Origin of the sequence: uncultured Shimia sp. (assembly GCF_913054185.1) — a bacterium.
Taxonomy (GTDB): domain Bacteria; phylum Pseudomonadota; class Alphaproteobacteria; order Rhodobacterales; family Rhodobacteraceae; genus Shimia.
Map to the genome: position 1 here is coordinate 38493 of NZ_CAJXIV010000001.1, position 26861 is coordinate 65353.

A 26861-nucleotide genomic window follows, 5' to 3' on the forward strand; every position below is an offset into this window, starting at 1 on the left:
TAATCCTGTCAGACTTTGGCTGGTTGCGCGGAGGCGCCACCATTATTGATGGCCCAGTTGGCATTGGTTTTGATCCCGCCAAGTGGGAAGAAATGCACCGAGTCGATGTTGAACTCGGGGTTGGCTGCCTTGTGGTTGGCCAGCTGGGTAAGAACCTCAGTTGGCTCATAAGGCAGCAGCAATTTGGAGACATCCATCGCGCGTTTTTGAAGTACCTTAAGGGACGGTCCAACACCACAGGCGATGGCAAACTTGATGAGGGTCTGCAGCTTGGCTGGCCCGGCGATCCCGATGTGGATTGGAATGTCGATACCGGCCGATTTTACGTCATTTGCCCAGTCGATGATGGGGGCGGCTTCAAACGCAAACTGCGTCGCGATCGCCATCTTGGCGTCACTGCGCTGAGAGAAGTCCTGCTTCCAATGCAGTGCGGCATCGACATTGGCACTACCGCCGGTTGGATCGATGTCTTTGTTGCCTTCTGGGTGGCCAGCAACGTGCAGATGCTCAAAGCCAGCTTTATCAAACAGACCGGTTTCCAGCAGTTGCATGGAGTCTTCGAAGTCACCATGGGGCACAGACACACCACCTGCCAACATGAGGCCTTGTTTCACGTCCGCTTCGCCCTGATACATGGCAATCCAATTTTCCAAGGTGGCTTTGTCTTTGATGATGCGCGCGGGGAAATGCGGCATGATCTCGTAGCCTTGGGCCGCAATGCGGCGCGCAGTGTCGATCATCTCCTCAATTGGGGTGCCGTCGATATGTGCGATGTAAACGCGGGTACCTGCGGGCAATAGCGTGCGGAAGTCATCTACTTTTGCCGCCGTGCGGGGCATCACTTCGATGGAGTAGCCTTGCAAAAAAGCTTCCATCTCAGGAGACGTTGTTTTGACCTCTTCGGTCTTGCGCTTAAAGTTCAACAAAGCCATTGCGGCCTCCCAAAAAGAGGGGCGTGTCACGCCCAGCCTTCATTGTTGATCATTTCCTTGATGCGGTCCTGATCAAACTCTGCCTCCAGCCGGGCCACCTCATTTTCGAGGACGGCCTGCGGCTCTCCCTCCACCGGATAAGGAACCCCTTTGCGCCATTCCGCCAGATAGGCGTCGGTGTCAGACGCGCCAATCTTCATTGCCGCACGGTCAATAGCCTGCTCAAAGCGTTCAGCCAAAGGTCTTTTTGCGCCACGGCGCCCTTTGCCCACAATCACTTGAGCAGGAATATCGCGCCAGTAGACAATTGTGACATCAGGCATGGGGTGATTCCTCCGGTATCGGTCCCTCATTCCTAGGGCAGGCGCTGCGACCGATTTGGCTCAATTTCGACAATAGGACGGCGTAACGCGACCTTGGGGTTTGTTGTGGACGCTTTGTAGCGAGAGGCAGCCCTGCTTGGCTATGGGGGAGGCTGTGAAATCTTTGCATGAAGAAGATGAGCAGCAGCGGCTGGGACTTGTGTGTGATTGGCTGCGAAACGGGATTGCACGGGGCAGGGCGACAGACTACGTTGAAGGTAACACGAAATGGAGGGCGTAACGATGGCGCCCAAGCGTCCCAAAGGTGCGGGCGCATTCCCTAAACCGGTTGAGAGCCCCGCGCCGAAACCGCCTGATCCCAGCTCGCTTTACGCGGCGCTGGATCTGGGCACGAACAGTTGCCGCATGTTGATTGCCCAACCCAAGGGCAGTCAAATTCATGTGGTGGACAGCTTTAGTAAGTCTGTCCAGTTGGGCTCGGGTCTGGAAAGCACTGGGCGGCTTTCGCGCGGGTCTATGCGGCGCACCATCCAAGCCATGCGCATCTGTCAGCAGAAACTGAAGCGCCACAAAGTCAAAAGCATGCGACTTGTCGCGACAGAGGCCTGTCGTCGGGCAAAAAATGCCCGCGAGTTTGTGCGTCAGGTGAAACGGGAAACTGGCCTGCAGCTGGAAATTATCCAGCCCGAGGAAGAAGCGCGTTTGGCGGTTATCTCCTGCGCGCCCTTGGTGAGCACTAAGACAGAACAGTTGCTTGTGGTGGACATTGGCGGCGGCTCAACCGAGTTGGTGTGGATGGATTTGACATCGGTGCCTCCAATAGAGCGGGCGCGGGCCATTATGCGTCTGCGCAGTGGGTTTCACTCCGTGGACAGCCCGTTCCCGGCAGCCAAAGTGGTTGACTGGATTTCGGTACCATTGGGAGTGGCCACGCTGCGCGATCAGTTTCGCGACGTGGAAGACGACTCCGCGCGGTTTGCATTGATGAGCTGGTTCTTTGAGGAAAACCTTAGTGAATTTGCCCCTTACAAAGATGCGCCGCCCAGCGAAGGATTTCAGATCATTGGCACCAGCGGCACGGTGACCACAGTGGCTGCCAGTCATTTGGGTCTACGGCGTTACGATCGCACCAAAGTTGACGGGTTGCGTATGACCAGCGAGCAAATCGATAAAGTCATTCGCGGCTATCTTGATCTTGGCCCCAAGGGACGACGTGCAGATCCACGCATAGGTCAAGATCGGCAGGCGTTGATCATGAGCGGGTCTGCGATTTTGCAGGCATTGCTGCGATGTTGGCCAACGGATAGGCTCTCAGTTGCAGACCGTGGCCTGCGCGAAGGGTTGCTATATGCCCAGATGAGTGCGGATGGAGTGCTTGAAGACGGACCGTTTTAAGGCGGTTTCGCTTGTGACTCTTGCAGAAATGACTAGAAGGCTTTGTTTCAAAGCAACGTGGTGACGGAAATGGCCAAGAAACCTACCGGTAAAAATACTTCGGGACGTGGACAGCGGGATTTGACCATCAAGGTTAAGTCGGCGCGTGGTCGTACACTGTCCAGCACCCGTTGGCTGCAACGTCAACTGAATGATCCTTATGTGGCGCGGGCCAAAGCCGAAGGCTATCGTGGCCGTGCGGCGTATAAGATCATGGAAGTGGACGACAAATTCCGTTTCCTGGTTCCAGGCGCTCGGGTTGTCGACTTGGGTTGTGCACCGGGCGGTTGGCTTCAAGTGGCCGTTCCCCGTATCAATGCGCTTGGTGAAAAATCCGGTAAGAAAGTCGGCACCCTTTTGGGCATCGATTTGCAGGAGGTTGAGTCCGTTGCAGGGGCCGAAATCCATGTGCTTGATTTTATGGATGAAGGTGCGGACGATCAGGTCAAGGAATGGCTGGGCGGCAAAGCAGATGTGGTAATGAGTGACATGGCTGCGTCAAGTTCGGGCCACAAACAGACAGACCACCTCAAGATTATGGCGCTGTGTGAAACGGCCGCCTATTTTGCATTCGATGTGCTGGATGAAGGCGGTACTTTTGTGGCCAAAGTGCTGGCCGGTGGCGCGGAAGGGGAGCTTCAAAAACTGTTGAAGCAAAAGTTCACCAAAGTTGCCAACGTTAAGCCGCCGAGCAGCCGATCTGACAGCTCGGAGAAGTTTGTGGTCGCCACGGGTTTTCGCGGCTAACGGTCAGCTGGCACGACGCAGAGAATTGGAGGCTGACTTCAGCATTCGATTGGCGTTGAATTCAAACTCAACTTCCAACGTCTCTGGCTGTTTGGCATGAATTGGACGCTTTGGCTCAACGCGCACCACTTCAGCAGGCGGATTTATGGCTGAAAGATTCTTTTGGCGGATCAGCTCAAACAAACGGGCGTGACGGGTTGGCTGTGCAGCCACACCTTGAGGCGCGTGATGCATCGGAAGTCTCCTTAGGCAGCTATGTGTGGCCGGAAAGATGCAGAAGGCCACTCATAAGTTATGTCTGCCACCTGTGGTCAAAGTGGCGCGCAAATGTGGAGATTTTGGGGAATTGCGACTTCAGTTGCCGCGTGCACGATCCTCAGGGGTGTCATTGCCCGCGTCGCGCCAGCGGTTGTGAGTCCACATCCATTGACCAGGGTTGCGGCGCACCTGTGCTTCGAGGCTGTTGTTTAGAAGTTGGGTCATTTCCTGCGCATTTGTGTGCGGAATGGGCGCTTCGGTTTCGATAATGAAGCCGCCGTCGGTCTGACGGATAGCGTAGCAGGGTACGAGATCAACTTTGTACTTGAGTGCAAGTTCTGCTGCGGATTCTGCAGTGCGGGCAGGTTTGCCCATAAAATCGTAAACTGGCGCGTCATTGATCCGTTGATCGTGCACAATGCCGACAAATCCGCCGCCACGAAGGTGCTTGAGCATGTTGGCCATGCCGCGGCGACCGCGTTCAAACATGGGTTCTCCAAATGCTTCCATCGCGGCCACGTAATGCTCATTAAAAAACGGATTTGACATACGCTTATACAGGACACCAATCGGGATGCCGCCGGCCAAAAATGAGATGCGCACAGCGAGGTAGTTGCCAAAGTGGCCTGTCACCAACATCGCGCCCTTGCCGTCTTTATGGGCTTGCTCCAACACAGCCTTGCCTGGTCCCACAATGGGTGCGCCACTCGCACGAGCTTGGAATTCGTCACCTGAGTAGGTTTCCATCAGCATTCTGCCCATGGATTGTGCCACGTCATGCACAATTTTTTCGCGTTCTGGATTTGATAGCTCGGGCATAGCCAAATCAAGGTTGTCCCGAATACGACGCCGGTTTCCAGAAAGGGGGACAAGAACATGATCGGCAAGCCAAGCGACGGTGTTCATGCGCGCATCATAAGGTAGTTTACGCATCAAAGACAGGAAACCGCGAATGAGGACGTCACTGACTTTATATCCAAAATTCTTCTCGGAAGTGCCCATGTACGAATGTCCCGCATAATCCACGTCGGTTGCTGGCACGATACTTAGGTTTGGTTTGAGTTGGACGCAAGCTGGATGCCGTAAATAGCGATTGCGTCACCGAAAGGTGCGTCGTAACACCTTGTAAAACTATGTCGGCCCTAAAAGCGGGGCTTTCCGGTAAAACTCAGCGTAATCGGTGCACTAGGCAGTGCGTGAGAAGGAGGAAATGTCATGATCCTTGGACATATAGGAGTTCGTAAAGGCTCCAAAGGCGTGCCTGGTAAGAATTTCCGGATGATTCAAGGTAAACCATTGGTCGATTGGTCTTTGGACATGCTGTTTGCGCATCCGCAAGTTGATGCTGTTGTGGTGTCCACTGATGACGAGGAAATCTATGCGCATGCTGTGGCGAAAGGCGCTTTGGATATCGGTCTACGCCCCGCAGCCCTAGCAACTGACACGGCGCCCAAATGGGGCGTTTGGCAACATGCACTTGAGGCCAGCGAGCAGGTTTTGGGGCAAAAAGTGTCAGCGTTCTTGGATCTGGATTGCACCAACCCGCTGCGGGTGCCGGAGGATATCACTGGCGCACTGTCCCTGTTTGAAGCGGATAAACCGGATATGGTGATGAGCGTCTGTGAGGCGCGCAAAAACCCCTATTTCAACTTGGTTGAGCCAGACGAGACAGGTGCGTTGCAAGTCTCAAAGATCCTGCCGGGTGGGGTTTGGGCGCGTCAGTCAGCACCCAAAGTTTATGAACACGTCGGCTGTGTTTACGTGGTTGCGCCAGACTATCTTAATAGTGCCAAAACCATCTACGAAGGCCGTGTGCTGCCTTTTGAAATCCCGTCTATCCGCGGGTTTGACATTGATGAGCCGCATGACTTTGGGTTGGTGCAATACCTGCTTGGCGAATTGAACGCAGGACGCCTTTAAGCGCAGTTTTTTGCCGCTGCTAGGGCTATAGGCAGTGCGTGCATCAGTTTTTGTGTGCCGCCGGCATGGTTCTCAAAAAAGGTGTCAATCGCGGCTTCTGATGGTGTAAATTCGCCGGAAAGGGCCAGTGCGAGTGCGGTTGCATCTGCCTTGGCACAGGCAACGCCCGCCGCTGCGGCCTCAGTAAATGGGTATTCAATTGTCCAGATTTCCGGCCCAGTGATGACAGGTTTTTTTAGTGCCAGAGGCTCAATGATGTTGTGCGCTCCAGCGGGTACAAAACCGCCGCCAACCACAGATTTGTCTGCCATGGAGAGGTAGAAATACATTTCTCCCAAGCTGTCTCCCAAGAAGACGTCAGGTGACTCATCCGGTTTTGCAACGGCGCCAATCGTGCCTGAAGTGATCGTGTTTGGTAGAGCCGTGGAGCGGCGCAGAACGCTGAATCCTTCGCCCACCAACCGGTCATAAATCTCGTCAAAGCGCTCTGGACGGCGTGGGACATAGACAAACAGGGGCTTTGGGCTGGCTGCCGCCAACATCAGCTTCATGGTTTCGATGTAAAGCGCGTCTTCGCCTTCGACAGTGGATCCAAGTGTAATCACAGGTCTTTTATCAGCACCAAGCCAGCTGCGTGCGACTGGTCCCGCAGCAATTAGAGCTGGCGGTATTGGTTGATCAAAGCGCAGCTCACCAGTGACGTGGATGTTTGGCACATTAACAGCCGCAAATCTTTCTGCCTGTAGATCGGACTTCACAAAAGCCCCGGCAAACTGCGCCATGACGGCAGGGCGGAGACCAAAGGTTTTTTGATCTTTGACAATTGATTTGGAAGGGTATTGTGCGTTGCACATAAAGAGCGGAATATTGGCGCGTTTGCTGGCCATGACCATTCGCGGCCAAACTTCGATTTCCATGACCAAGCCAAATTTGGGTGCAAAGGCCTTAAAGAAGCCCTTGAAGGCCCAGGATGTTTCGAACGGAACCCAGACAGTTTGCAACTGACCAGCAGTGATCGCGGTTGCAAAAACGGTTTCCGTTTCACGTCGACCAGCCGGGGTGAATTGTGTCACAACCACTTTCTCGCCCTGATCGAGAAAGGCTTGAATCATTGGCACAGCGCTACGCAATTCGCCAAGGGACACAGCATGCACCCAAACAGCACCGCGCATAGAAGTGCCATGGATGCCAAATCGCTCTTTTACATGCATCCCATAGAGTGCGTCTTTGCGCGCCCGGCGCCTCAGATACACGATCACGAGGGGCAATAAAGCGTGCCATATCAAGGACCACATCCCAAGAAAGGCGCGTAATTTCAGGGGCATGAAGTGTAATCCTAAGGTGGGACTGGTGCGGCGATTGTTGTCACCAGATGTAGTTGTCTATCCGATGTCGTGAAAGGCTTTCTGCAAACCTTGTGACCAGAAGTCATCGTCTTGTAAAATTTCGACAAACCGTTCTGCCGCGCGGCCTTCGCCAAATCCCGTATGCGGCGCGTGGCGATGACCCCAGTTGTCTGTGAGGAAAGCATCAATTGTTTTGCGGTTGTTTGCAGCGCAACTAAAAACTGAGCCAGATTGAGCGCGGTTGGTTTGACGGGTGCCAATATCCAGCGACGGCAATCCCAAAAAAGGCGCTTCGCGTACGCCAGCGGAAGAGTTGCCGATCATGCAGGACGCATTTTTCATCAACTCAGAGAAATGGTTGAAGCGCATTGAGGGGAATTGCCGGAATCTGTCGACCGGAAGCTTGTCGAGCACTGCAAAAATGTCCTCAGAACCGGGATCATTGTTGGGTGCGATCACCACAAAATTTCGGCTTGAAGATTCCAAGGCGTCAAACAGGGCCTGTGCCTGTGCGCCCATGCTGGCCTGTTCTGAGGTCACCGGGTGGAACGTTACGAGCCCAAAATCATCAAATGTGATGTCGTAGTGTGCCTTAACCTCGTCCAAAGTGACGCCGGACGATCCGGCGTGGAAATCCAGTTCGGGTGAACCGATCACGTGAATTGCGGTCTCAGGTTCTCCCATCGCCATTGCGCGGCGTTTGGCATCTTCAGAGCTGACAAAATGGTGGCTCGCCAGTTTGGTGTTACAGTGACGATAAATTTCATCAATGGTGCCAGAGACTTCGCCACCTTCGATATGAGCGCAAGGGATGTAGTTGGTTGCTGCCACAAGCGCGCCCGCCAGAGCTTCAATGCGGTCGCCATGCACAACCACCAGATCAGGGCGGGTTTCGGTGACGTAATCCGAGAAGCCAATTACCGTCTTGGCTAGAATGATATCCTGCGGGTCTCCGGGGCGCTGATTGAGAAACTCGTGTGTTACAACACCTGGCATGCGGTGCACTTCAATTTTGGTGCGCCCGTAGCGCTCCAACATATGCATTCCAGTGATGAAAAACGTGACTTCAAAGCCTGCGTCACGTGCCGAAATCGCAAGCGGTTCCAGTTTGCCAAAATCAGCGCGCGTGCCCGTGAGAAACAGCAAGCTTTTCTTTTTGTCAGAAGATGTGACCACCGGTGACTCCCAGAACTGTTTGTGAGGAAGGGCAGGCCCGCTCACATCGCCTTTTGATACATTTTCCAAGAATTTAGACGTGCAGGGAAGGGAAGACAATAGAGGGAAATGGGCGGCCAAATGCTGGACTTGTGGACCTTCAATGGCTAGGTGTTGCGTCATCGCAAGGCCATACCTTTGCACGTTAACATCTCTTAAAAGGGGCGATGAATGGATCGTGTCATTCTAACGATGAAGTGGGGCACTTTGTATTCTGCGGAGTACGTGAACGTGCTATTCAACGCAGCCAAAGCCAACATGGACGGTGACTTCACGTTTGTTTGCTTGACGGATGACGCCGAAGGTATTGATCCAGGCGTTGTGACACACCCAATTCCTGACATTGGTCTCCCGCAGAGCGCCTGGAAGGCCGGTGCTTGGCCCAAACTGACCGTGTTTTCCGGCGATCTATATGGCCTGAAAGGCCGAGCGTTGTTCATTGATTTGGACACTGTGATTTCTGGCGATCTCAGCGAAATGTTCGATTTCCCCGGAGCGTTTGTTTGCTTGGACTCCTGTCCCTGGCGCTACAAATCCGGTCCTGCACGCACCGGCACGGGCATTTTTGCCTTTGAAATCGGGCGCATTGGCGCAATCGTTGATCATTTTGTGGCTGATATGGATCAGCTTCTAACGGCATATGGCAATGAGCAGGATTTCCTGCACGGTGAATTTTCAAAGCTCGGATTTGGAGAGATTCAGTATTGGCCAGACGAGTGGTTGCAGAGCTTCAAATACCATTTGCGTCAGCCGATTATTCTGGACCGGATTTTGCATCCTAAAGTGCCTACCGCCAAAATCCTATGTTTTCACGGCCGGCCACGGCCAATTGATCTGATTGATCCACCTGCCGGTAACTGGGATAAATTCCCACACTACGGTCGCGGAAAAGTGCCTTGGATGGTCGACTATTGGACCCGTTTTGGCGGAACTCTCAAGGACTAACGACCACATGACCCGTTTGGTGCTCTCACTCACAACCATTCCACCACGCTTCCCGTTTGTTGGGGACAATCTTGCGCATCTGTTGGAGCAGACAGCCGAGATCGAAGCCATCAACCTTTACGTGGCGCGCAGATACAAACGCTTCGAATATGATCTGAGCGATTTGCCAAAGGTGCCCGAGGGGGTGAATTTGCGTGTTATCGATGAGGATTTGGGGCCCGCGACTAAAGTTCTGCCAGCTGCTAGGGAATACCGCGGTCAGGATGTCCAAATTCTATTTTGCGACGATGACAAGCTGTACGATGCAAGCTGGGCGCAACGATATGTGGACGCGGCCAAAGCGCACCCAGACTGTTGTATTTGCGAAGAGGGCGGTCAGTTGAGCGCGCCGCATTACGCAAATGACGGATGGCAAGGTGCACGCAGTCCTCGAGCCGGTTTTATCCAAAAAGACCTTGCCTATCGCATCAAACGCGCAGCTTCGTTGGGAAAATGGAAACCATCAAAAGCCAATCGTGCTGGTTACGTTGATATTCTGGAAGGCTGGGGTGGCGTTTTGGTGAAGCCCGAGTTTTTTGACGACGCCTGTTATGATATTCCGGATGTGCTTTGGACAGTTGATGATGTTTGGCTTTCAGGCTGTTTGGAGCGCCGTGGCATTCCGATTTGGCTGAACACCGAAAAGAAAATTCGATCGATGGGTCATGAGGTGAATCTGAGAGATCAGTCGCTCGCAAAACTGATCCACGAAGGACATGGCCGGGTTGAAGCCAACCGCGCGTGCATCGACTATTTCCGCAAAACTTATGGGATTTGGCAAGGCTGACAGGAACGCGAAGCCTGTGCGTTAGAGCTTCTTGGATGTCTTGAACAACATGCCATGTGTAAACAGCCACCAAAGGCGCCGAAAATAGTTTGCTGCCTTTAACCGATAGTGAGGCATGCGTTTTGACCAATGTGGCTTTTTCACGTTGCTGAATTGAGCACCGGTGATGGTGGACACCCCTCCATCGTCGGGATGGCTGGCAAAGGGCTCCAGACCAATTTGCCGATACCCGTGTCGGAAAAACCGGTTTAATTCATGATCCATGGCGCGCGTTTGTGGCCAGATGTTGGAGAGTAATTTTTCTGCCAAGTCCCGCGTGAGTATGTAGCATGCATTGCCTGTAAAGGGGCCGATGTACGCGTTGAATGAAAACCCGTTTTTGGAGCTTTGGCTCACCGGCATCTTGGCGCGAATACAATTGAAGCGAATAAGGTCCCACTCGGATTGTTCCGACAAGGCGGTTTTAAATGCCGTCAGGAAGTCGTCGTGAAAAACCACATCATCTTCCAATATCAATGCAAGCTCTTTGCCAGAGGTCAAAAAGGCTTCCCAAACACCCACATGGCTGGCGTAAACCCCCATTTTTCCTGGTAGAAGCGGCTGCCCCATGTTGCGCTCATAGGCGATTGCATCCACGCGTTCAGACAGAGTTTCAGCCTGTTCTTTGCCGTTGATCGCCTCAAACAACGTGGCATCAAAGCCCAATTCAGACAGTTGCGACAGCATATTCTGCCGTCGCTCTGTGTCTTTGGCCATGTTGATCAGCCACACACCCAAATTGTCGGGCACGTTGCTCACGACAGGTCGTCCCACTTCAATTGAGTATTGCGCGTCGCCGCGCGGGTAAGGGTTTTTCCCACAACTTTGTCAAAGTCGTAGCCTGGAATTTCACCAGATCCTGGGCGACGCGCCCAGATGTCCTTTTCGCCAATCACGTGACCGGCGGGCAGGTCTTTGTCAGCCACAACAGAAGCACGGGCGAAGGCGTATACGGACTCTTCGGCCTCTGTGCGTTGTTTGGGGTTGTTGGCGGCAATCCAGATTTCACGCGAACGCTCAATGATGTGACGCAGCTCGGACGGGTCCATCGAATTGATGATGTCCGGGCCTTGGCGATAGCGTGTGTCGGTGTAGTGGCGCTCCAAAATACAGGCGCCCAGGGCCACAGACGCCAAGGCCATTTCTGGACCAATGGAGTGGTCGGAGAAGCCCACCACTGCGTTCGGGAAGGCCTCTTTTAGGTCGGTCACACCGCGCAGAGAAACGATCTCCGGTGGAGATGGGTAAAGGTTGGTGCATTCAAGAAGCGCATATTCCACGCCGGCCTCATCCAAGATTGCCACTGAGCGGCGCATGGTGTCGATTGTCTGCATGCCGGTTGACATAATCACCGGTTTGCCAAACGACGCGATGTGGCGGATCAGAGGCAAATTGTCAGCCTCACCAGAGCCAATTTTGAAGGCCGGCACGTCAGCTTCGGCCAGGAAATCCGCTGCGCGTCGGGAAAATGGCGTGGAGATGAAGATCATGCCAAGTTCTTCGGTGTAGCGCATCAATTCCAGCTCATCTTCAGCGGACAACGCGCATCGCTCCATGACCTCCCAAATCGAGACATCCGCATTAGGCGGAAAAATCTCTTTGGCTTCTTCTGTCATTTCATCGTCAACAAAGTGTGTCTGGTGCTTGACCATCTCGCAGCCAGACAGGGCCGCGAGGCGCACCATTTCTTTGGCAACAGCAAGATCGCCGCCGTGGTTGATGCCAATTTCGGCAATCACTAGGGGAGGGTGGTTGGGGCCAATTTCGCGAGTGCCGATGCGCATGACTCATCCTTTTTGTCGGTCGCCGTTTGTGACACGACAGCTATCGGTTCCAGTTCTGGCTGTAAAGTTGTGCAGGCGCGGAAACGCCACGTGATCAGGCGGCAGTTTTGACCCGATTGCAACCGGCTGTTTTTGCTGCATATAGCGCGTCATCAGCCTCTTGTATTGCGACTTGGGAATCAGTGCCTCCAGAAATATGTCCAATCCCAATGCTAATAGTCACCGGGATTTTGCTGACAGATGTGCGGATTGGTGTGCGCGCCACTGTTGCGCGCATGCGTTCCGCCACTCCCTCGGCATCTTTTCGGCCAGTATTGGGCAGCAGAACAATAAACTCTTCGCAACCAAACCGCGCAACGAGGTCATCGCGACGGGTGTTGTTGATCAATCGATGCGCTGTTTCCCGCAACACAATGTCACCGACAAAATGGCCATGCGTTTCGTTGATAATGCGAAACTGATCGATATCTATGAGGAGCACTGCAGATGAGGTTTCGATGTCAATCATCTGTAATTTATCAAAAAAACACTGCCTGGTGACGGTTGACGTCAATGCGTCGTGATCCTTGGCATGTTGCAGTTTTTGCGACAGTCGGTGCAGTTTTAAGATCATACGACCAGACAAAAGTGCTGCGATCGGTGTCAAGAGCATGGGGGTCGCAAATACAATGGTTACATTGCTTTTACTCGGTGTCAGATCAAGCACACCAAAAGCGATCACGGCACACACACCAATGGCCATCGCGGTCCAACTGACGACAAAAACGGCAATGTGGGTATAGGAGCGGATCATTTCAGACTCACAGCGAGTAGGGAGGTCCCTACAGGCTTATCTGTATCGCGCTAAAAATCCTTTAAGCGGTGGGGGAATTGGTGCGTCCCAAAACGAGATCTGCCCGTAAACCGCCAAGCCGGTCGCTCTGCCCCAAGCGTAGGATGCCACCATGTGCGCGCGCCACGTCTGCAGCGATTGACAGACCCAGTCCCACCCCCATGCCTTTGTTTTGATTTCGGGCAGGCTCTAATCGCGCAAATGGCTTTAACGCTTCCTCTCGTTGCTCGGGCGAAATGCCTGGGCCGTCATCTTCTATGCGCACCCGCACATAGCGATCGGTGATCTGAACGGATACTTCGGCGCAATTGGCATAACGCACTGCATTTCCAATTAGATTTTCAATGGCCCGCCGGACAGTGACCGGCCGCAGCGCAATCATCCCATGTCCGTCAATTTCATGTAGGTCCACATTGTCGCCTGAGCGGGCAAAATCCTGCACGATGGCCTGAACCAAGGCCGCTGGATCCACCCTTTCCGTTTCGTCTTCGTAGGCGCCGCGGGCAAAACTCAAGAAGGCGTCCAACATGCGCTGCATTTCTTCAACATCACGCTCCAGCGGCTCCCGGTCTTCGTCTTCCAGAAGCGACACCCCAAGTTTGAATCGGGTCAATGGGGTGCGTAGGTCGTGGCTGACACCGGAAAGCAAAAGCGTGCGTTGCTCAATCTGTCGCTCGATACGGGCGCGCATGTTCAAAAAGGCATTGCCAGCAGCGCGCACCTCAACGGCCCCACCGGGCGAGTATGGCACGTTCTGTCCGCGGCCAAACGCTTCAGAAGCGGCGGCAAGCCGTTTGATGGGGCGCAGCTGGTTGCGCAAATACAGATAAGCAACAAACGTCAGAAGTGCGCCAAAAAATACCATATTTACAAATAGTTGATGTGAATTTGAGGCAGAGACCCGACGGCGATCAAACGTCACCACAAGATTGCCCTCAGGACGTTGCATATGAAGGCTAACTTGACCCTTTTGCGCCAGTTCTACAGCTGTAACGCCTGGCAGAAATTTGCGAAATTCGCGCGATATTATGAAGGCAGAAAAATCGTACCATACCCGGGTGTCATCAGATTGGATCTGCTCAACGTATTTGATTTCCATGTTTAGGATATTCAACACAACGGGCAGCGCTTCTGGCACGTCCTGTTGATTGTCTATTCCCTCCAAAACCAACAGCACTTCGCGAGTCACTGTATGGGTCATCTGTTCAGTTACACCCTCAAAGTGGCGTGTGATTAGACCAAAGGTCACAACCACCTGTAACAACACGACCGGCAGCACTAAGATCAGCGCAGCACGACCATAGAGGCTGCGAGGCATATAGCGTTTGAGCCACTTAAAAAACATGCGTACACCTTGCCATAGACAACTCTCAGAGAGGACGACCATGGACGCGCAGATGATGGCTTTCAACCCCGAACCAGGGGTGGCGGTAGAGCTGGGGCCCAAGGTGCGCAGGATCCTTGCGCCAAACCCGTCGCCCATGACCTTTCGCGGGACCAACACCTATTTGATTGGCACCACCGCGCTCGCCGTGATTGACCCCGGTCCAGACAACGCGGCGCACCTTGAGGCCATTCTGGCTGCGGTGACGCCAAATCAGCATATTTCCCACATTTGCGTCACGCACGCACATCTCGATCATTCCCCGCTGGCAGCAGCCTTATCTGATAAAACCGGCGCGCCGATCATTGGTTTTGGCGGCCCGGCAGCAGGGCGTAGTGACGTGATGCAGGCTTTGGCAGAGTCCGGCCTGGCTGGTGGCGGCGAGGGGGTGGATGCTCATTTTGCCCCCGACAAGCTGGTTGCAGACGGAGACATGATCTCGGGGCCAGATTGGTCCCTTGAGGTGATTCACACGCCAGGGCATTTTGGCAATCACATTGCGTTTGCCATGCAGGATATCTGTTTTGTTGGGGACCACGTCATGGGGTGGGCGAGTTCATTGGTCTCGCCGCCAGATGGAGACCTGACAGATTTCATGGCGTCATGTGTAAAGCTACGCGCACGGAATTGGCGGTTTTTTCACGCGGGGCACGGCCCAGCTATCGAGTCACCGGGGGCGCGATTAGATTGGTTGATGGCGCACCGCCGTTCTCGGGAGGGTGAGATTCTTCTGGCGCTAAGGGAGGGGCCAGCATCCGCAGAGACGCTCGCCGACTTGATATACAAAGAAACGCCTGCTGCGCTGCTGCCTGCCGCTGCGCGCAATGTTTTTGCGCACCTTGTTGATTTACAAGGTAAAAGCAGGGTTTCTGCTGTTAGGGATCTGTGTGCAGATGCGGTTTTTGAACTTCAATAGAGTTTTTTGACTGAAATTCAAAAAACTTCGAAAAAGCCTCTGGACGTCCCCGAAAACCATAGTTATACCCCGCCACATCTTCAGAGACACACTCTGGCAGATACAAAATGTTCCGGCGTAGCTCAGCGGTAGAGCAGTTGACTGTTAATCAATTGGTCGTAGGTTCGATCCCTACCGCCGGAGCCATAAAAAGCCTCTAACCTTAACGGGTTGGAGGCTTTTTTGCTTTTGCAATGCGGTTCAAATGCCTCAGAATCAAATGATCAGAACTATATAGGTGGGCCGCATTGGCCCTCGTCGAAAATGTGCTTGGCAGGGCCAACTCCTGGAAGCTCTTGGCGGGAGAATGGCGAACGTAGAGCGGGCCTTTGACCGCCACAAAACTATATACAGTCCAACTGTTTACGCGGTATTCTCGGTCGCAGATGCCATGGCCGCTCAATTGATGCGCGCTGAAGACCGCCAGGGCACACTACGAAATTGAATTGCATGCCCCATCGAGAGATTTGGGTATTTCCCAGAAAACCACAATGAAAGCGAATTGATTATGTCGATCTGGAAAGAACCATTTTTGCATTTTGCGTTGTTGGGTGCCGCAATATTTGGCTGGTTTTTTGTTCAGAACCCTGATGCTGGCAACCGACCTGCGGCAGATGAAATTGTGGTGTCGGAGCGGGTGTTTGAAGGGTTGGCTGCCCGTTTCTATGCCCAAATGAAGCGGGTCCCCACCCCTGAAGAAGCGCAGGTTATGGTGGACCAATTTGTCAGAGATGAAGTTCTGGTCCGTGAAGCGCAGGTGCTTGGACTGGATCAGGGCGATGGCGTTGTTCGCAATCGCCTGGTGCAAAAAATGGGCTTTCTCATTGCGTCCGCAGCGCAGTCAGCCATGCCGGCGGACGCGGTGCTGGACCAGCATTTGCAGGAGAACCCGGAGACTTTCAAAACACCTGCATTGATCAGCTTTGAACAGATTGGATTGGAGCCTGGAGCAGATGCGGCACAGATCGAGCGTGTGTTGTCAGATCTGAACGCCGGAAACGCGACTCCAGACGAGATGTTGTCATCGTTGCTGCACAGGTCCATGTCCAAGGCAACTTGGGTGCAGGTGGACGGCAATTTTGGGCGCGGGACGTTTGCCCAGTTGGAGGCCTTACCAGTTGGTCAGTGGGGTGGGCCGGTTACATCCGGTTATGGCCTACACGCGGTCCGGGTTCTGGAATATCAACCCTCGGAGGTGCCAAGTTTGGACTTGGTGCGTGAACGGGTTCTGGCTGATTGGCGCAGCAGTTTGGCAGATGACCTGAGAAAAGCTCAAGAAGCGGCTTTGTTGCAGGCCTATCAGGTGTCGCAGCCAAGCCAAGACACGCTGCAAAGTTGGATTGGCCAATGAGTTGGCTGCGGGGGCTATTGCTCACCTACAGCGCTATTTTTATGGCGTTTCAAGCGGCTGCACATGAGCTTGACCCCGGGTATCTTGATATTCGGGAGATCGAAACCAATACCTATCAAGTGTTTTGGCGAAAGCCTGACGTGCGTGGCAGGCCGATGCCAATTGAGGTGCGTCTACCGGGAAATTGTACGCCGCAGTCCGGCCCAGACACCGTGTCGGACGGAACAGCTTGGCAGTCACATTGGATCGCAGTTTGTGACCAAGGACTGTCCGGAAAGCCGGTGACCGTGGATGGGTTGGCGTCTCAAAAAACGGATGTTCTGATACGATTGCAGGCGCTGGATGCGTCGCCCGTGACCAAACGTTTGACTGCAACGCAGACAACGTTGTTGATACCAGAGCAGCAAAGCATGCTGCAAGTTGGGTGGACCTACGGGGTCTTGGGATTTGAGCACATTCTGGAAGGATGGGATCATCTTCTTTTTGTGTTTGCTTTGGTTCTCCTGATCCGCAGCAAGCGCCGCCTTGTCGGAGCAATCACAGCCTTCACAGTGGCGCACAGCATCACACTGGCGCTTGCGGCCTTGGGACACGTGTCGATCCCCGGTCCGCCGGTCGAGGCGATCATTGCTCTGTCTGTTGTTTTCCTGGCAATCGAAATTCTGAAGCGGGAAGAGACCAAGTTGCGGCTGTCTGAACGTGCACCCTGGATGGTGGCTTTTTCCTTTGGGCTGTTGCACGGCCTTGGATTTGCCGGTGCTTTGCAGGACATTGGCCTGCCCGAAGTCGACATCGCGATGGCGCTCCTGGCCTTCAATCTGGGTGTTGAGGCCGGACAGCTGGCCTTTGTTGGCGTGGTTTTGGCGGCGGGGTATGTGCTCAAGACAGTGCTTGCCGGGCTGAATGTTTTGTCGGTGAAGCTGGTAACCTCTGCCAATTTGGCTGCCGGTTATGCCATTGGCACTGTTGCGACATTCTGGGTGGCGGAACGAATTTATGGGTTCTAATGCGCATTTGTTGCCACGGTTAAGGCGTGCCACATTGACGGCTGCATGCATGCTGATGTTAGCGACGCCAGCGCAGCCATGTGCTTTCCACGGTTATCAGCCAAAGGCCACTTTGGTGCAGCGGCTCTTGGAGGCTGACACTATTGTCTTGGCGCGCCCCAGTGCAACCAATCCGTTTCGTTTTGAAATCATGCAGTACCTGCGCGGTGTCCAGAACGTCGTCCCTCCGCCATTTTTGGTCGACAGCACCACTCGTCGATTGATGCGGCTAACACCGCGAAGCCAAATCTTGTTTGCGCGCAGTGCGGAAACCGGGGATTGGCATCGATTGGCCACTGTAGATTCTGAGTTCGATCCGTTGTTGCAGGATATTCTGCAGTCATTACCGAAGTGGCGGGACAATGACCCATCACGCGCGATCTTTTTCGCCAAACTATTGTGGCATAAGAGCTCTAGAGTTCGTGAGATTGCCCTGCGTGAGCTAGACTTGGCAACCTATGCCACTCTGCAATCGCTTGAGTTAGAAGTGGATCCCAAACGTTTGCGCGCGGGTCTCGATGTGCTGACGGAGATGGATTTGCGCGCAATCCGCATCCTTCTCTTGGGATTCAGTGCGCAAGATCCGGAACTCAGTAGGTTCCTACAACTCCGTGTCACGCAAAGCGCAAAGAATGACGGCGACATGCTAGGCGCCTATGCGCTGAGCCTGGTCGAGCTAGACGGGCAGGGTGCTGTCCATTGGTTGGCGGAGGTCCATCTGAATAATCGAGCCTACACCTACAACACCCGCAGCGCGTTGGTGCAGGCTTTTGCAATGCATTTTCAATCCGGCGACGTAGCAACTCGCGCTCTGATCTCTGAAACCTTGTCTGCGCTTGTGCTGTTTGATGTCGATTTGGCCTATATCGTGACCCTGCAATTTGGGGCTTTGGCTCCGGAGGCTAGCAACGAGGACATTGATGAGATGGGCGAAGACGACACTTTGGCCGCCTTGCGTTTTTTGGCGCTGGAAACCCAATCAGACTAACTGAGGCGCTTGGGTTTATGGTGGAAATTAGGCCTACTTAGAAACCCTTATAGAGCCGGGTTAATGTAGTTCACGATCGAAGTCATGCGGATCATGACCTTGCGAATGACATGTGTGGCCTGAACGTTATTGGTATATATGGCAAAAGTGCCTGCGGCACCCGGTGGCAGTTTTGCCGCCATTTCAGAATTGTCCAAGCGAACACGTATGAGAAACGGATCAGCACGGGTTTGCCCGCCAGCAAGTACATTTCCAGACACGTCCGCTTGGCCTTGCGAGGAGATGTCCAGCAAGGTTTCGACAGTGCCGGTCAATATCTGACCCGGCATGGTTTTGAACGCCATTTCAACGGGATGCCCAACTTCGATGTGGCGGCGGTAGATTTGGTGCACTTCTGCGACGTAGACCTTCTCACTTGTGTCCACAAACGCCATTGAAGGAGCCAAGGGCAAACTGGTCACCCTTTGACCAACTGCCAGGGCAAGGTTGGTAACATAGCCATTTGATGGCGCTCTGACGGAGGTTTCCTTAAGATTCCATTCGGCCTGACGCAGGTTGGCCTCTGCTTCCGCGACTTTGGCGATAGTCCCGTCTTCTGTGATGGCGCTCAACTCTGTCAGCGAGCGGACAACGGTTGCTTCCGCTTGTTGAACAGCGCCTATTGCCGCATCCAGCTCAGACTGTCGTTGTTGCAAGCGTTGTTCCGCGATGGTCCCGCTTTTGACCAGCTCCGCATCATCGTCGTAGAACCGCTGCGCCAGAACGCGACGCGCCTCAGCTTGTGACAGCTGCGCCTTGGCCGCGTCCAAGTTGGCTTGATCCTGCATTGCCTGCGCCGTAACCCGTGCCAAAGAAGCCTTGGCCAAGCTCACCGATATTTCATAGGGTTCAGGATCAATTTCAAAAAGCACATCCCCTTCGGAAAGTGGGGTGTTGGGTTGAACGGGCACGCGCACCACTTCACCGTTTACGTTTGGAATAACTTCGACAACACGGGTCATCACGCGGATAGGCCCGGACGGCGCGCCCCACTGCATGGGGATGAACAGGAAGATGAACAACACCACAACCCAAACCACAGTCGACAGCCATGTCATTTTTGTATTGGGTAGAATTTTGATTTTGATGAGCGCGAATAGAACGGCGATATAAGCAAGAGTGAGGAAAACAATCATTTGGATGTCCCTCCAACAACTGCCTCATTCGGAGAGTTCGCTAATTTTGGCGTATGGGAAAACGCCCAAATCAACGCAAGTGGCCAAAATACGCCCCCCAGAGAAGCGCCCAACCAGCCTGCGACAGTGATGGCCTCTTCATAAGGATGCTGACGCTGTTTTGCGATTTTCCCGGGCAGCATAGCCAAAATGAGAAAAACTGCTATGGCGGTGACAACAAGTACGACCAATACCACCCAGGCAAAAATGTCCAATCCGCTCACATTGTACTCCTCAAAAAAGAAAGACGCTCAAATTGTTGGTAGCTTAAAAATTGTACGGGTGTGCGAGGTTTATCCGAACAGGTTGGTCGGAGTATGTCCATAAAAACCGTGCTATGATCTCTGGAAGCTTAACGTACGTAACATCCAAAAATACAGAGCATTGCCACCAAAGGCACAATTCAACGGTATGGGATCAAGGGAAAGTGGCGGAGAGACAGGGATTCGAACCCTGGGTCCCCGTGAAGGGACAACGGTTTTCGAGACCGCCCCGTTCGACCACTCCGGCACCTCTCCGTCCGATAGACCGTGGTCTTTGTGAGGGCGTCGTTTAATCGGGATTGTGATGTGGTGCAAGTGGGATTTGCATTGTTTTGTGCAACAAATGATTTAGCTTAGCTCCATGCAAAAGACTTCTGCCCACGCGGCCCCGTTTGCCCATCTCAAAAACCAGCTGCTTGTCCTGGTGTTGTCTGTTCTAACGTGCCTGTTTGCCATTGTGTCGCTAGCACAGGCTGCGGACCGGGATAATGTCGCCGCGTTTTTACACATCACAGGCTTTGATGTAGCGATCGATTCCATTGCGCTGTCGGCGACTTCCGCGCCGGATTTGCTTGGGATGAACCAAGGCGATTTTGGCGCCCAGTGGACAGCCGTAGCTGAGGACGTGTTTGACACGGATCTGATGCAAAACCGTGCACTCAATATTTTGGAAGCCACGCTTGATGATGACCTTTTGGCCCACGCCGCTTCATTTTATGCGTCAGATTTGGGACAGCGTTTGGTTCAAGTTGAAAACGACAGTCACATGGCAGATGACGACGAGAAAAATCTTGTGGGCAACGCTATGCTTTCTGACATGCAGGAAAACGAAGATCCACGCATTGACCTGTTTCGCCGGATGAGCGTGGCGATTGATCCTAATGACATTGGCCCTCAGGCGATGACGGAAATCCAAGTGCGCTTTATTCTGGCGGCGTCATACGCAGGGGTGATTGACTTGCGCACCGACGAGGACGGCCTGCGCGCGCTTCTCAACGAAAACGCAGAAGAAATGGCCGACGCGATCGAAACCTCGTCGCTGGCCAATGCTGCTTATACCTACCGGGACTTTTCGCTGGAAGAACTGGTTGCCTATACCGAAGCTCTCGAACACCCGGACATGATGACGGTGTATGAGCTGATGAACGCGGTGCACTTTGAAGTTATGTCGAACCGCTTTGAGGCTTTGGCGCTGCGCATGGGCGACATCCAGCCGGTTCAGGACCTGTAAGGCTGCCAAAAACGCCTTGACTTGATCGGTTTTCCACAGGATAAGCCCCCATCTGGCGTGAGGTAAGTACTTTGCGCCTGATTTTTTTGTAACACAGCCCATACCAGGGCGCGCTGTTTGAGGTGGCATCTGCCAAAAACGCCAAGGCCTTCGGGCTGCGGGACCAAAGGACGCGATAAGATCGAAGGAATAGGACATGTTCGCAGTCCTGAAGACCGGCGGCAAACAGTATAAAGTACAGGCAGGCGATGTCCTGCGTGTCGAAAAACTGGCTGCAGACGCTGGCGAAAAGATTCAATTCAACGACGTGCTGATGGTTGGCGGTGAAAACACCGTTGTTGGCGCGCCTTTCGTTGAAGGTGCCGCTGTACAAGCCGACGTGATCGACCAGATCAAAGGCGAAAAGCTGATCAAATTTGTGAAGCGTCGTCGTAAGCACAGCTCCAAGCGCACCGTGGGCCACCGTCAGAAACTGACACTGGTTCGCATCACCGACATTCTGGCCTCTGGCGCAGACAAATCCGGCGTAAAAGCTGCTATCGGTTCGGGTTCCGTATCCGCACCTGCAGCTGCAGCACCGGCGAAGCCTGCCAAAGCAGCCAAGAAAGCCGCAGCACCTGCCGCAGCAGCTGACGATCTGACCGCCATCACTGGTGTTGGTCCGGCCGCAGCGAAAAAGCTGGCAGACGCAGGCATCACCTCTTACGCCCAACTGGCAGCAGTTGACGTAGAGAGCTTTGATGCGGTTAAAGTGAAGCCTGAGTGGGTTGCGCAAGCAGCCGATCTGGCGAAGTAAGCGAAGTATAGGAGAGCAACGATATGGCACATAAAAAAGCTGGTGGTAGTTCCCGTAACGGTCGCGACTCCGCGGGTCGTCGTCTAGGCGTGAAAAAGTACGGTGGCGAAAACGTCATTTCTGGCAACATCATCCTGCGTCAGCGCGGAACCAAGATGTGGCCAGGCGAAGGCGTCGGCATGGGCAAAGATCACACAATCTTTGCAACCGTCGAGGGCAACGTGAAGTTCCACAAAGGCCTCAAGGGCCGCACCTTTATTTCGGTCCTGCCAGTGGCGGAGGCCGCAGAGTAAGCCGACCTTAAGGTTATGACACATTTAGGGGGCCGGCTGACACAGCCGGCCCTTTTTCATTTTTGAGATTTGAGACACGCCATGAGCGTCGCCATGATCAGTTTTAGCATCTTTGCCGCAAGTCAGGTGGGCACACCTGGTCCTGCGAACATGGCGCTATTGGCCACTGGTGCTCGTTTTGGATTTCGGGCGGCACTGCCATTTGTGGCGGGCGTGGCCCTGGGCAAACAGCTGATCATCTGGCCGATTGGATTTGGCTTGATGGGGGTGGCGGAGACCGTACCTGAGGTGTTTGCAGCCTTAAAGTGGATCAGCGCCGCCTACATTTGCTGGCTGGCATGGAAAGTCGCCAATTTGCGGCTCTCACCTGGCAGTAAGGACGGCGAGACACCCCCTGGGTTTGCCGCCGGGCTGCTGGTGCATCCGCTCAACCCAAAGGCCTGGGCGATGATTGTTGCCGGTTTTACAAATTTTGTCACACCTGGGACAGCCGCCCTGCAAGCCACTGCAACCATCGCCATCAGCCTACTGGCTGCACAGGCTGTTTTCCATCCGATCTGGACCCTCGCCGGGGACCGGATCGCCCGCACCGTGGCTGGCAAGCCTGCGGAAAAATATTTGATGCGCACTTTGGCCGCTTTGACGGTGGCCTCGGTGCTTTTTGTGGTTCTTTGAGGAGGAGACCGCGATGAAATTGGACACCATCGTTAATCAGCCTGTGATTGAAGCAGAGCGCTTTGTGCTGCGCCCGCTGCGCCGTTCTGACGAAGGGCTGATCGAGATGCAAACAGCGGATCGAGAGCTGGCGCGCATGACGCCCTCGATACCGCATCCCGTACCACCAACCGCAACCGAGGCCCTGATCAACCGGGCGCAATCTTCGGATCGCATTGAAGACGTGTGGGCATTTGACGGCAGCGCCGCAGGCCAACCGGAGGTTATGGGGATTGTTGGCCTCACGCGCATTGACGAAGGCCAAACTGAGATCGCTTATTGGATTGGCAAAGCCTTTCGCAATACCGGTCTGGCCTCTGAGGCTGTGCGTGCGTTGATTGCAGCCAACCCGCTGATCAGCAGCACCATCTTTGCCTCTGTGTTTCAGGACAACCCGGCCTCGGCTCGCGTGCTCACCAATTGTGGGTTTCAGTACCTTGGAGATGCAGAAAGCTTTTCTGTCGCGCGTGACGCCACTGTGCCGACCTGGACATATAGTTTGAAACTGGATTGAGCCTTGCCGTCTGGCAAGGTATGAGCGCATCACGCGCCGCAAAAGGACAAATGACATGAAATTCCTCGACCTTGCCAAAGTCTACATCCGTTCCGGCGGTGGTGGGGGCGGTTGTGTCTCTTTCCGGCGCGAAAAATACATCGAATACGGCGGCCCTGATGGCGGCGACGGCGGCAACGGCGGCTATGTTTGGGCCGAAGCGGTTGACGGGCTGAACACGCTGATTGACTTCCGTTATCAGCAGCACTTCTTTGCCAAGTCCGGCCAGCCCGGTATGGGCAATCAGCGTACTGGCAAAACCGGAGACGACATCATCTTGCGGGTGCCTGTGGGCACGGAGATTCTGGACGAAGATCAGGAAACTGTGGTTGCTGATTTGACTGAGGTTGGTCAGCGGGTGTTGCTTGCCAAAGGCGGCAACGGTGGCTTTGGTAACTTGCACTTCAAGTCTTCCACAAACCAAGCACCCCGTCGCGCCAACCCTGGGCAAGCAGGTGTAGAGCGCACCATCTGGCTGCGTTTGAAGCTGATCGCGGATGTTGGCCTGTTGGGCTTGCCCAACGCCGGCAAATCGACCTTCTTGGCGGCAACATCCAATGCGCGCCCTAAAATTGCGGACTATCCATTCACGACTCTGCACCCAAACCTCGGAGTCGTCGGCGTGGACGGTGTGGAATTTGTGGTGGCTGATATTCCGGGACTCATCGAAGGTGCCAGCGAGGGCAGGGGTCTAGGTGACCTCTTTTTGGGCCACGTAGAACGGTGCGCAGTTTTGTTGCATCTGGTGGATGGCACCTCCGGTACTTTGCTCGAAGATTACAAGACCATTGTGAAAGAGATCACCAACTACGCTGATATTCTGGCCGATAAGCCTCGCGTGACGGTGCTGAACAAAATTGACAGTTTGGACGCCGAAGAACGCGCGTTCCTCAAGGAAGAGCTTGAAGCAGTGGTTGGCGGTGAAGTGCTGCTGATGTCGGGTGCCAGCCATGAAGGCACCACTGAGGTGCTGCGGGCGTTGCGGGCGCAAATTGATGATGATCGCGTGCGCCAGAAAATCGAAGAGGCCGCCGATTCTGATGAGGAAGAGGCACCGTGGCGACCCTAAAAGACGCAAAACGGGTTGTAATCAAAATCGGGTCGGCGCTGCTGGTTGATCGGACCTCAGGGCTATTGAAAGCAGATTGGTTGAAGGCATTGGCGGAAGATGTCGCCATGCTGAAAGCACGCGGCACCGATGTTGTTTTGGTCTCTTCAGGCTCAATTGCATTGGGGCGCCGCGCCTTAAATCTGCCCAATGCCGACTTGTCTCTGGACCAATCTCAAGCAGCGGCCGCGGTGGGGCAAATCCGACTTGCGCGGGCTTATGAGGAGGCGCTTGCCCCGTATGAGATCACCACGGCGCAGGTTCTTGTAACCTTAGAAGACAGTGCTAACCGTCGGAGGTATCTCAATTCTCGCGCCACACTGGACCAATTGCTCACTCTGGGTGTTGTGCCTATTGTGAATGAAAATGACACCGTCGCGACCGATGAAATCCGCTACGGTGACAATGACCGACTGGCGGCTCAAATTGCGTTGACCACAGGTGCGGACACTTTGATCCTGCTCTCTGACGTGGATGGCTTTTACTCCGCAAATCCCATGACTGATCCGGCGGCCAAGCGTTTTGAGGTGATTGAAGAGATCACCCCAGAAATCGAAGACATGGCAGGAGAAGGCGTGTCCGGTCTCTCCAAAGGCGGCATGATCACCAAACTCATGGCAGCCAAGACAGCGACGGCTGGCGGCTGTGCGATGGCCATCACCGAAGGCTCCGCTCTGCGACCAATTCAGGCACTGGAAAAAGGCGCCAACGCAACATGGTTTCTGGCGCATGGCACCCCGCAACTGGCTCGTAAACGCTGGATCACATCGATGAAGCCGCAAGGCGCGCTGGTCGTAGATACAGGCGCGGCCAATGCCTTGACCTCCGGTAAAAGCCTCTTGCCTGCCGGTGTCACCGCCGTGAACGGCGACTTCAGCCGTGGCGATCCGATCGAGATCCGCGACGCCTTTGGCCATCGTTTGGGGCAGGGGCTTGCCGCTTACTCAAGCTTGGAAGCAGATCAGATCAAAGGGCGCCACAGCCGCGAGATTGAACCCATTCTGGGCTACCCAGGCCGCGCTGCGCTCATTCACCGGGACGATCTGGCCCTATAAGCATCTTCTAACTATTATCCAACCTTAGCAAAGGACTGAATCGATGAAAGACATCGCAGACATCCCCGCCCTGATGACGCAGATTGGCACACAAGCCAAAGCTGCAAGCGCAGAGCTGGCCTTTGCTCCGCCGGAAAGCAAACGTGCTGCGCTGGAGGCCGCCGCAGATGCGGTTTGGGCCCGCCGTGCCGAGATCATCGAGGCCAACGAAAAGGATCTGGACTTTGGCCGCAATAAGGGTCTGTCAGATGCAATGATGGACCGCTTGATGCTCGATGAAGACCGCATCCAGGGCATTGTTACGGGCTTGCGCACCGTGGCTGCACAGGATGATCCGGTTGGCGAAGTGCTGACCGCATGGGACATGCCTTCCGGGATCAACATCCGCCGGGTGCGCACGCCTTTGGGAGTGGTAGGCGTGATCTATGAAAGCCGCCCAAACGTAACCGCTGATGCGGGGGCACTGTGTCTGAAGTCCGGCAATGCCGTGATCCTGCGCGGCGGTTCCGAGAGTTTTCACAGCTCAAGTGCGATTCACGCGTGTTTGGTAGAAGGCTTGAAATCCGTTGGACTGCCCGAAGCGGCCATCCAACTGGTGCCAACCCGAGATCGGGCCGCGGTACAGGAACTTCTGACTATGATCGACACAGTTGACGTGATTGTGCCCCGTGGCGGCAAGGGCTTGGTTGGTCTGGTGCAGCGCGAAGCACGGGTGCCGGTCTTTGCGCATCTTGAAGGCATTGTGCATGTTTATGTGGATGCCGCTGCTGATCCTCAGAAAGCCATGGATGTGGTGTTGAATGCTAAGACCCGGCGCACCGGTATTTGTGGTGCGGCGGAGTGTCTTCTGATCCATGAAAGCCTGGTTGAGAGCTTGGGATCTGCGCTGATCCAGATGTTGCTCGACGCAGGTGTGCGCGTGCATGCGGATGAAACGCTGGCCAAGGTCGCCGGAACCACGGACGCCACTACCGAGGATTGGGGTAAGGAATATCTTGATATGGATATTGCGGCCAAAGTGGTGTCGGACGTCGATGGCGCAATTGCTCACATCCGTCAATACGGCTCCAACCACACGGACTGTATCCTGACGGAAGATGATGCCACAGCCGCACGCTTCTTTGAACGGCTCGACAGTGCCATCTTGATGCGCAATGCCTCCACACAATTTGCTGATGGCGGCGAATTTGGTATGGGCGCGGAGATCGGAATAGCAACGGGCAAAATGCACGCCCGCGGACCAGTGGGGGCCGCTCAGTTGACCAGCTTTAAATACCTGGTCGAAGGTGACGGCGTCACGCGCACATAG

General features: G+C 54.3%; 29 protein-coding genes and 2 tRNA genes. 18 read left to right on the top strand and 13 right to left on the bottom strand.

From position 1 onward, the window contains the following. Positions 1 to 8: 8 nt before the first annotated feature. Positions 9 to 932 carry a methylenetetrahydrofolate reductase gene (locus QZ517_RS00180; RefSeq protein ID WP_294220157.1) on the bottom strand — a complete coding sequence of 308 codons (924 nt, stop codon included), beginning with the start codon at positions 930 to 932 and terminating at the stop codon, positions 9 to 11. Between the two features lie 26 nt (positions 933 to 958). Beyond that, positions 959 to 1255, bottom strand: a complete 297-nt coding sequence (locus QZ517_RS00185) for a virulence factor (RefSeq protein ID WP_294220159.1) — start codon at positions 1253 to 1255, stop codon at positions 959 to 961. Between the two features lie 282 nt (positions 1256 to 1537). Here QZ517_RS00185 and QZ517_RS00190 point away from each other — a divergent pair, with 282 nt between their 5' ends. Continuing rightward, entirely contained in the window at positions 1538 to 2650 is a 1113-nt protein-coding gene (locus tag QZ517_RS00190) for a Ppx/GppA phosphatase family protein (RefSeq protein WP_283427493.1), read from the top strand. Positions 2651 to 2719: 69 nt separating this feature from the next. Continuing rightward, positions 2720 to 3436 carry an RlmE family RNA methyltransferase gene (locus tag QZ517_RS00195; RefSeq protein WP_294220166.1) on the top strand — a complete coding sequence of 239 codons (717 nt, stop codon included), beginning with the start codon at positions 2720 to 2722 and terminating at the stop codon, positions 3434 to 3436. Positions 3437 to 3439: 3 nt separating this feature from the next. On the opposite strand, the gene QZ517_RS00200 is transcribed toward QZ517_RS00195, so the two are convergent. After that, positions 3440 to 3670, bottom strand: a complete 231-nt coding sequence (locus tag QZ517_RS00200) for a hypothetical protein (RefSeq protein ID WP_294220168.1) — start codon at positions 3668 to 3670, stop codon at positions 3440 to 3442. 120 nt (positions 3671 to 3790) lie between these two features. Beyond that, entirely contained in the window at positions 3791 to 4696 is a 906-nt protein-coding gene (locus QZ517_RS00205; RefSeq protein WP_294220169.1) for a lysophospholipid acyltransferase family protein, read from the bottom strand. Positions 4697 to 4909: 213 nt separating this feature from the next. Between QZ517_RS00205 and QZ517_RS00210 the strand changes: the two genes are divergently transcribed. Continuing rightward, positions 4910 to 5614, top strand: a complete 705-nt coding sequence (locus QZ517_RS00210; RefSeq protein WP_294220171.1) for an acylneuraminate cytidylyltransferase family protein — start codon at positions 4910 to 4912, stop codon at positions 5612 to 5614. Here QZ517_RS00210 and QZ517_RS00215 read toward each other — a convergent pair. Next, entirely contained in the window at positions 5611 to 6873 is a 1263-nt protein-coding gene (locus QZ517_RS00215) for a glycosyltransferase N-terminal domain-containing protein (protein ID WP_294220345.1), read from the bottom strand. The two genes, QZ517_RS00210 and QZ517_RS00215, sit on opposite strands and share 4 nt — an antisense overlap. Before the next feature lie 123 nt (positions 6874 to 6996). Beyond that, positions 6997 to 8136, bottom strand: coding sequence for a UDP-N-acetylglucosamine 2-epimerase (neuC, locus tag QZ517_RS00220; protein ID WP_294220173.1), 1140 nt, complete (start codon positions 8134 to 8136; stop codon positions 6997 to 6999). 210 nt (positions 8137 to 8346) lie between these two features. Between neuC and QZ517_RS00225 the strand changes: the two genes are divergently transcribed. Both QZ517_RS00225 and QZ517_RS00230 read left to right on the top strand, forming a co-directional pair. After that, on the top strand, positions 8347 to 9120 hold the full coding sequence (locus QZ517_RS00225; protein ID WP_294220175.1) for a hypothetical protein: 774 nt from the start codon (positions 8347 to 8349) through the stop codon (positions 9118 to 9120). 7 nt (positions 9121 to 9127) lie between these two features. Then, positions 9128 to 9946: a glycosyltransferase family 2 protein gene (locus QZ517_RS00230; RefSeq protein ID WP_294220178.1), complete on the top strand. Its 819-nt coding sequence runs from the start codon at positions 9128 to 9130 to the stop codon at positions 9944 to 9946. Between the two features lie 21 nt (positions 9947 to 9967). Here the strand turns inward: QZ517_RS00230 and QZ517_RS00235 are convergent, their stop codons facing one another. The 4 genes from QZ517_RS00235 to QZ517_RS00250 all read right to left on the bottom strand — a co-directional run bounded on the left by QZ517_RS00235 (position 9968) and on the right by QZ517_RS00250 (position 13946). After that, on the bottom strand, positions 9968 to 10744 hold the full coding sequence (locus tag QZ517_RS00235) for a glycosyltransferase family 25 protein (protein ID WP_294220180.1): 777 nt from the start codon (positions 10742 to 10744) through the stop codon (positions 9968 to 9970). Then, positions 10741 to 11769 carry an N-acetylneuraminate synthase family protein gene (locus QZ517_RS00240; RefSeq protein WP_294220181.1) on the bottom strand — a complete coding sequence of 343 codons (1029 nt, stop codon included), beginning with the start codon at positions 11767 to 11769 and terminating at the stop codon, positions 10741 to 10743. The genes QZ517_RS00235 and QZ517_RS00240 overlap by 4 nt, the downstream gene beginning before the upstream one ends. Before the next feature lie 94 nt (positions 11770 to 11863). Next, entirely contained in the window at positions 11864 to 12511 is a 648-nt protein-coding gene (locus QZ517_RS00245; protein WP_294220184.1) for a GGDEF domain-containing protein, read from the bottom strand. A 112-nt stretch (positions 12512 to 12623) separates the two neighbouring features. Continuing rightward, complete coding sequence (locus QZ517_RS00250) at positions 12624 to 13946, bottom strand: ATP-binding protein (protein WP_294220185.1); 1323 nt, start codon at positions 13944 to 13946, stop codon at positions 12624 to 12626. Between the two features lie 52 nt (positions 13947 to 13998). Between QZ517_RS00250 and QZ517_RS00255 the strand changes: the two genes are divergently transcribed. The 5 genes from QZ517_RS00255 (at position 13999) to QZ517_RS00275 (ending at position 18325) form a co-directional block, all read left to right on the top strand. Beyond that, positions 13999 to 14901 carry an MBL fold metallo-hydrolase gene (locus tag QZ517_RS00255; RefSeq protein WP_294220349.1) on the top strand — a complete coding sequence of 301 codons (903 nt, stop codon included), beginning with the start codon at positions 13999 to 14001 and terminating at the stop codon, positions 14899 to 14901. Between the two features lie 111 nt (positions 14902 to 15012). Continuing rightward, positions 15013 to 15087 (top strand) — tRNA-Asn (locus tag QZ517_RS00260). A 361-nt stretch (positions 15088 to 15448) separates the two neighbouring features. Further along, complete coding sequence (locus QZ517_RS00265; RefSeq protein WP_294220187.1) at positions 15449 to 16291, top strand: peptidylprolyl isomerase; 843 nt, start codon at positions 15449 to 15451, stop codon at positions 16289 to 16291. Next, entirely contained in the window at positions 16288 to 17298 is a 1011-nt protein-coding gene (locus QZ517_RS00270) for a HupE/UreJ family protein (protein WP_294220189.1), read from the top strand. Before QZ517_RS00265 ends, QZ517_RS00270 begins: the two co-directional genes overlap by 4 nt. Positions 17299 to 17347: 49 nt before the next feature. Next, positions 17348 to 18325, top strand: coding sequence for a hypothetical protein (locus QZ517_RS00275; protein WP_294220191.1), 978 nt, complete (start codon positions 17348 to 17350; stop codon positions 18323 to 18325). Between the two features lie 47 nt (positions 18326 to 18372). Here the strand turns inward: QZ517_RS00275 and QZ517_RS00280 are convergent, their stop codons facing one another. The 3 genes from QZ517_RS00280 to QZ517_RS00290 all read right to left on the bottom strand — a co-directional run bounded on the left by QZ517_RS00280 (position 18373) and on the right by QZ517_RS00290 (position 20057). Then, positions 18373 to 19500 (bottom strand): biotin/lipoyl-binding protein, encoded by a 1128-nt coding sequence (locus tag QZ517_RS00280; RefSeq protein WP_294220193.1) that lies wholly within the window; start codon positions 19498 to 19500, stop codon positions 18373 to 18375. Continuing rightward, on the bottom strand, positions 19497 to 19763 hold the full coding sequence (locus QZ517_RS00285; protein WP_294220195.1) for a DUF3302 domain-containing protein: 267 nt from the start codon (positions 19761 to 19763) through the stop codon (positions 19497 to 19499). The genes QZ517_RS00280 and QZ517_RS00285 overlap by 4 nt, the downstream gene beginning before the upstream one ends. A gap of 204 nt (positions 19764 to 19967) precedes the next feature. Continuing rightward, positions 19968 to 20057 (bottom strand) — tRNA-Ser (locus QZ517_RS00290). A 106-nt stretch (positions 20058 to 20163) separates the two neighbouring features. Between QZ517_RS00290 and QZ517_RS00295 the strand changes: the two genes are divergently transcribed. The 8 genes from QZ517_RS00295 (at position 20164) to QZ517_RS00330 (ending at position 26861) form a co-directional block, all read left to right on the top strand. After that, positions 20164 to 21033: a DUF2059 domain-containing protein gene (locus tag QZ517_RS00295; RefSeq protein WP_294220196.1), complete on the top strand. Its 870-nt coding sequence runs from the start codon at positions 20164 to 20166 to the stop codon at positions 21031 to 21033. Positions 21034 to 21229: 196 nt separating this feature from the next. Then, positions 21230 to 21829, top strand: coding sequence for a 50S ribosomal protein L21 (locus QZ517_RS00300; RefSeq protein WP_294220198.1), 600 nt, complete (start codon positions 21230 to 21232; stop codon positions 21827 to 21829). 23 nt (positions 21830 to 21852) lie between these two features. After that, positions 21853 to 22122 carry a 50S ribosomal protein L27 gene (gene rpmA, locus QZ517_RS00305; RefSeq protein ID WP_283424789.1) on the top strand — a complete coding sequence of 90 codons (270 nt, stop codon included), beginning with the start codon at positions 21853 to 21855 and terminating at the stop codon, positions 22120 to 22122. A gap of 81 nt (positions 22123 to 22203) precedes the next feature. Continuing rightward, positions 22204 to 22797, top strand: a complete 594-nt coding sequence (locus QZ517_RS00310) for a LysE family translocator (protein ID WP_294220205.1) — start codon at positions 22204 to 22206, stop codon at positions 22795 to 22797. A gap of 13 nt (positions 22798 to 22810) precedes the next feature. After that, positions 22811 to 23350 (top strand): GNAT family N-acetyltransferase, encoded by a 540-nt coding sequence (locus QZ517_RS00315; protein ID WP_294220207.1) that lies wholly within the window; start codon positions 22811 to 22813, stop codon positions 23348 to 23350. Between the two features lie 55 nt (positions 23351 to 23405). Further along, entirely contained in the window at positions 23406 to 24458 is a 1053-nt protein-coding gene (gene obgE, locus QZ517_RS00320; RefSeq protein WP_294220210.1) for a GTPase ObgE, read from the top strand. Then, complete coding sequence (gene proB / locus QZ517_RS00325) at positions 24446 to 25552, top strand: glutamate 5-kinase (RefSeq protein WP_294220212.1); 1107 nt, start codon at positions 24446 to 24448, stop codon at positions 25550 to 25552. Before obgE ends, proB begins: the two co-directional genes overlap by 13 nt. A gap of 43 nt (positions 25553 to 25595) precedes the next feature. Then, complete coding sequence (locus tag QZ517_RS00330) at positions 25596 to 26861, top strand: glutamate-5-semialdehyde dehydrogenase (RefSeq protein ID WP_294220215.1); 1266 nt, start codon at positions 25596 to 25598, stop codon at positions 26859 to 26861.

Bases quoted from the DNA above. Each gene is read 5' to 3' on its own strand.
- QZ517_RS00195 (WP_294220166.1), top strand. From the start codon at position 2,720: ATGGCCAAGAAACCTACCGGTAAAAATACTTCGGGACGTGGACAGCGG.
- QZ517_RS00280 (WP_294220193.1), bottom strand. From the start codon at position 19,500: ATGATTGTTTTCCTCACTCTTGCTTATATCGCCGTTCTATTCGCGCTC.
- QZ517_RS00185 (WP_294220159.1), bottom strand. From the start codon at position 1,255: ATGCCTGATGTCACAATTGTCTACTGGCGCGATATTCCTGCTCAAGTG.
- QZ517_RS00315 (WP_294220207.1), top strand. From the start codon at position 22,811: ATGAAATTGGACACCATCGTTAATCAGCCTGTGATTGAAGCAGAGCGC.
- QZ517_RS00180 (WP_294220157.1), bottom strand. From the start codon at position 932: ATGGCTTTGTTGAACTTTAAGCGCAAGACCGAAGAGGTCAAAACAACG.
- QZ517_RS00210 (WP_294220171.1), top strand. From the start codon at position 4,910: ATGATCCTTGGACATATAGGAGTTCGTAAAGGCTCCAAAGGCGTGCCT.
- QZ517_RS00250 (WP_294220185.1), bottom strand. From the start codon at position 13,946: ATGTTTTTTAAGTGGCTCAAACGCTATATGCCTCGCAGCCTCTATGGT.
- QZ517_RS00245 (WP_294220184.1), bottom strand. From the start codon at position 12,511: ATGGCCATTGGTGTGTGTGCCGTGATCGCTTTTGGTGTGCTTGATCTG.
- QZ517_RS00205 (WP_294220169.1), bottom strand. From the start codon at position 4,696: ATGGGCACTTCCGAGAAGAATTTTGGATATAAAGTCAGTGACGTCCTC.
- QZ517_RS00240 (WP_294220181.1), bottom strand. From the start codon at position 11,769: ATGCGCATCGGCACTCGCGAAATTGGCCCCAACCACCCTCCCCTAGTG.
- QZ517_RS00270 (WP_294220189.1), top strand. From the start codon at position 16,288: ATGAGTTGGCTGCGGGGGCTATTGCTCACCTACAGCGCTATTTTTATG.
- QZ517_RS00265 (WP_294220187.1), top strand. From the start codon at position 15,449: ATGTCGATCTGGAAAGAACCATTTTTGCATTTTGCGTTGTTGGGTGCC.
- QZ517_RS00275 (WP_294220191.1), top strand. From the start codon at position 17,348: ATGCTGATGTTAGCGACGCCAGCGCAGCCATGTGCTTTCCACGGTTAT.
- rpmA (WP_283424789.1), top strand. From the start codon at position 21,853: ATGGCACATAAAAAAGCTGGTGGTAGTTCCCGTAACGGTCGCGACTCC.
- QZ517_RS00300 (WP_294220198.1), top strand. From the start codon at position 21,230: ATGTTCGCAGTCCTGAAGACCGGCGGCAAACAGTATAAAGTACAGGCA.
- QZ517_RS00310 (WP_294220205.1), top strand. From the start codon at position 22,204: ATGAGCGTCGCCATGATCAGTTTTAGCATCTTTGCCGCAAGTCAGGTG.
- obgE (WP_294220210.1), top strand. From the start codon at position 23,406: ATGAAATTCCTCGACCTTGCCAAAGTCTACATCCGTTCCGGCGGTGGT.
- QZ517_RS00255 (WP_294220349.1), top strand. From the start codon at position 13,999: ATGATGGCTTTCAACCCCGAACCAGGGGTGGCGGTAGAGCTGGGGCCC.
- QZ517_RS00295 (WP_294220196.1), top strand. From the start codon at position 20,164: ATGCAAAAGACTTCTGCCCACGCGGCCCCGTTTGCCCATCTCAAAAAC.
- QZ517_RS00190 (WP_283427493.1), top strand. From the start codon at position 1,538: ATGGCGCCCAAGCGTCCCAAAGGTGCGGGCGCATTCCCTAAACCGGTT.
- QZ517_RS00330 (WP_294220215.1), top strand. From the start codon at position 25,596: ATGAAAGACATCGCAGACATCCCCGCCCTGATGACGCAGATTGGCACA.
- QZ517_RS00230 (WP_294220178.1), top strand. From the start codon at position 9,128: ATGACCCGTTTGGTGCTCTCACTCACAACCATTCCACCACGCTTCCCG.
- QZ517_RS00200 (WP_294220168.1), bottom strand. From the start codon at position 3,670: ATGCATCACGCGCCTCAAGGTGTGGCTGCACAGCCAACCCGTCACGCC.
- QZ517_RS00225 (WP_294220175.1), top strand. From the start codon at position 8,347: ATGGATCGTGTCATTCTAACGATGAAGTGGGGCACTTTGTATTCTGCG.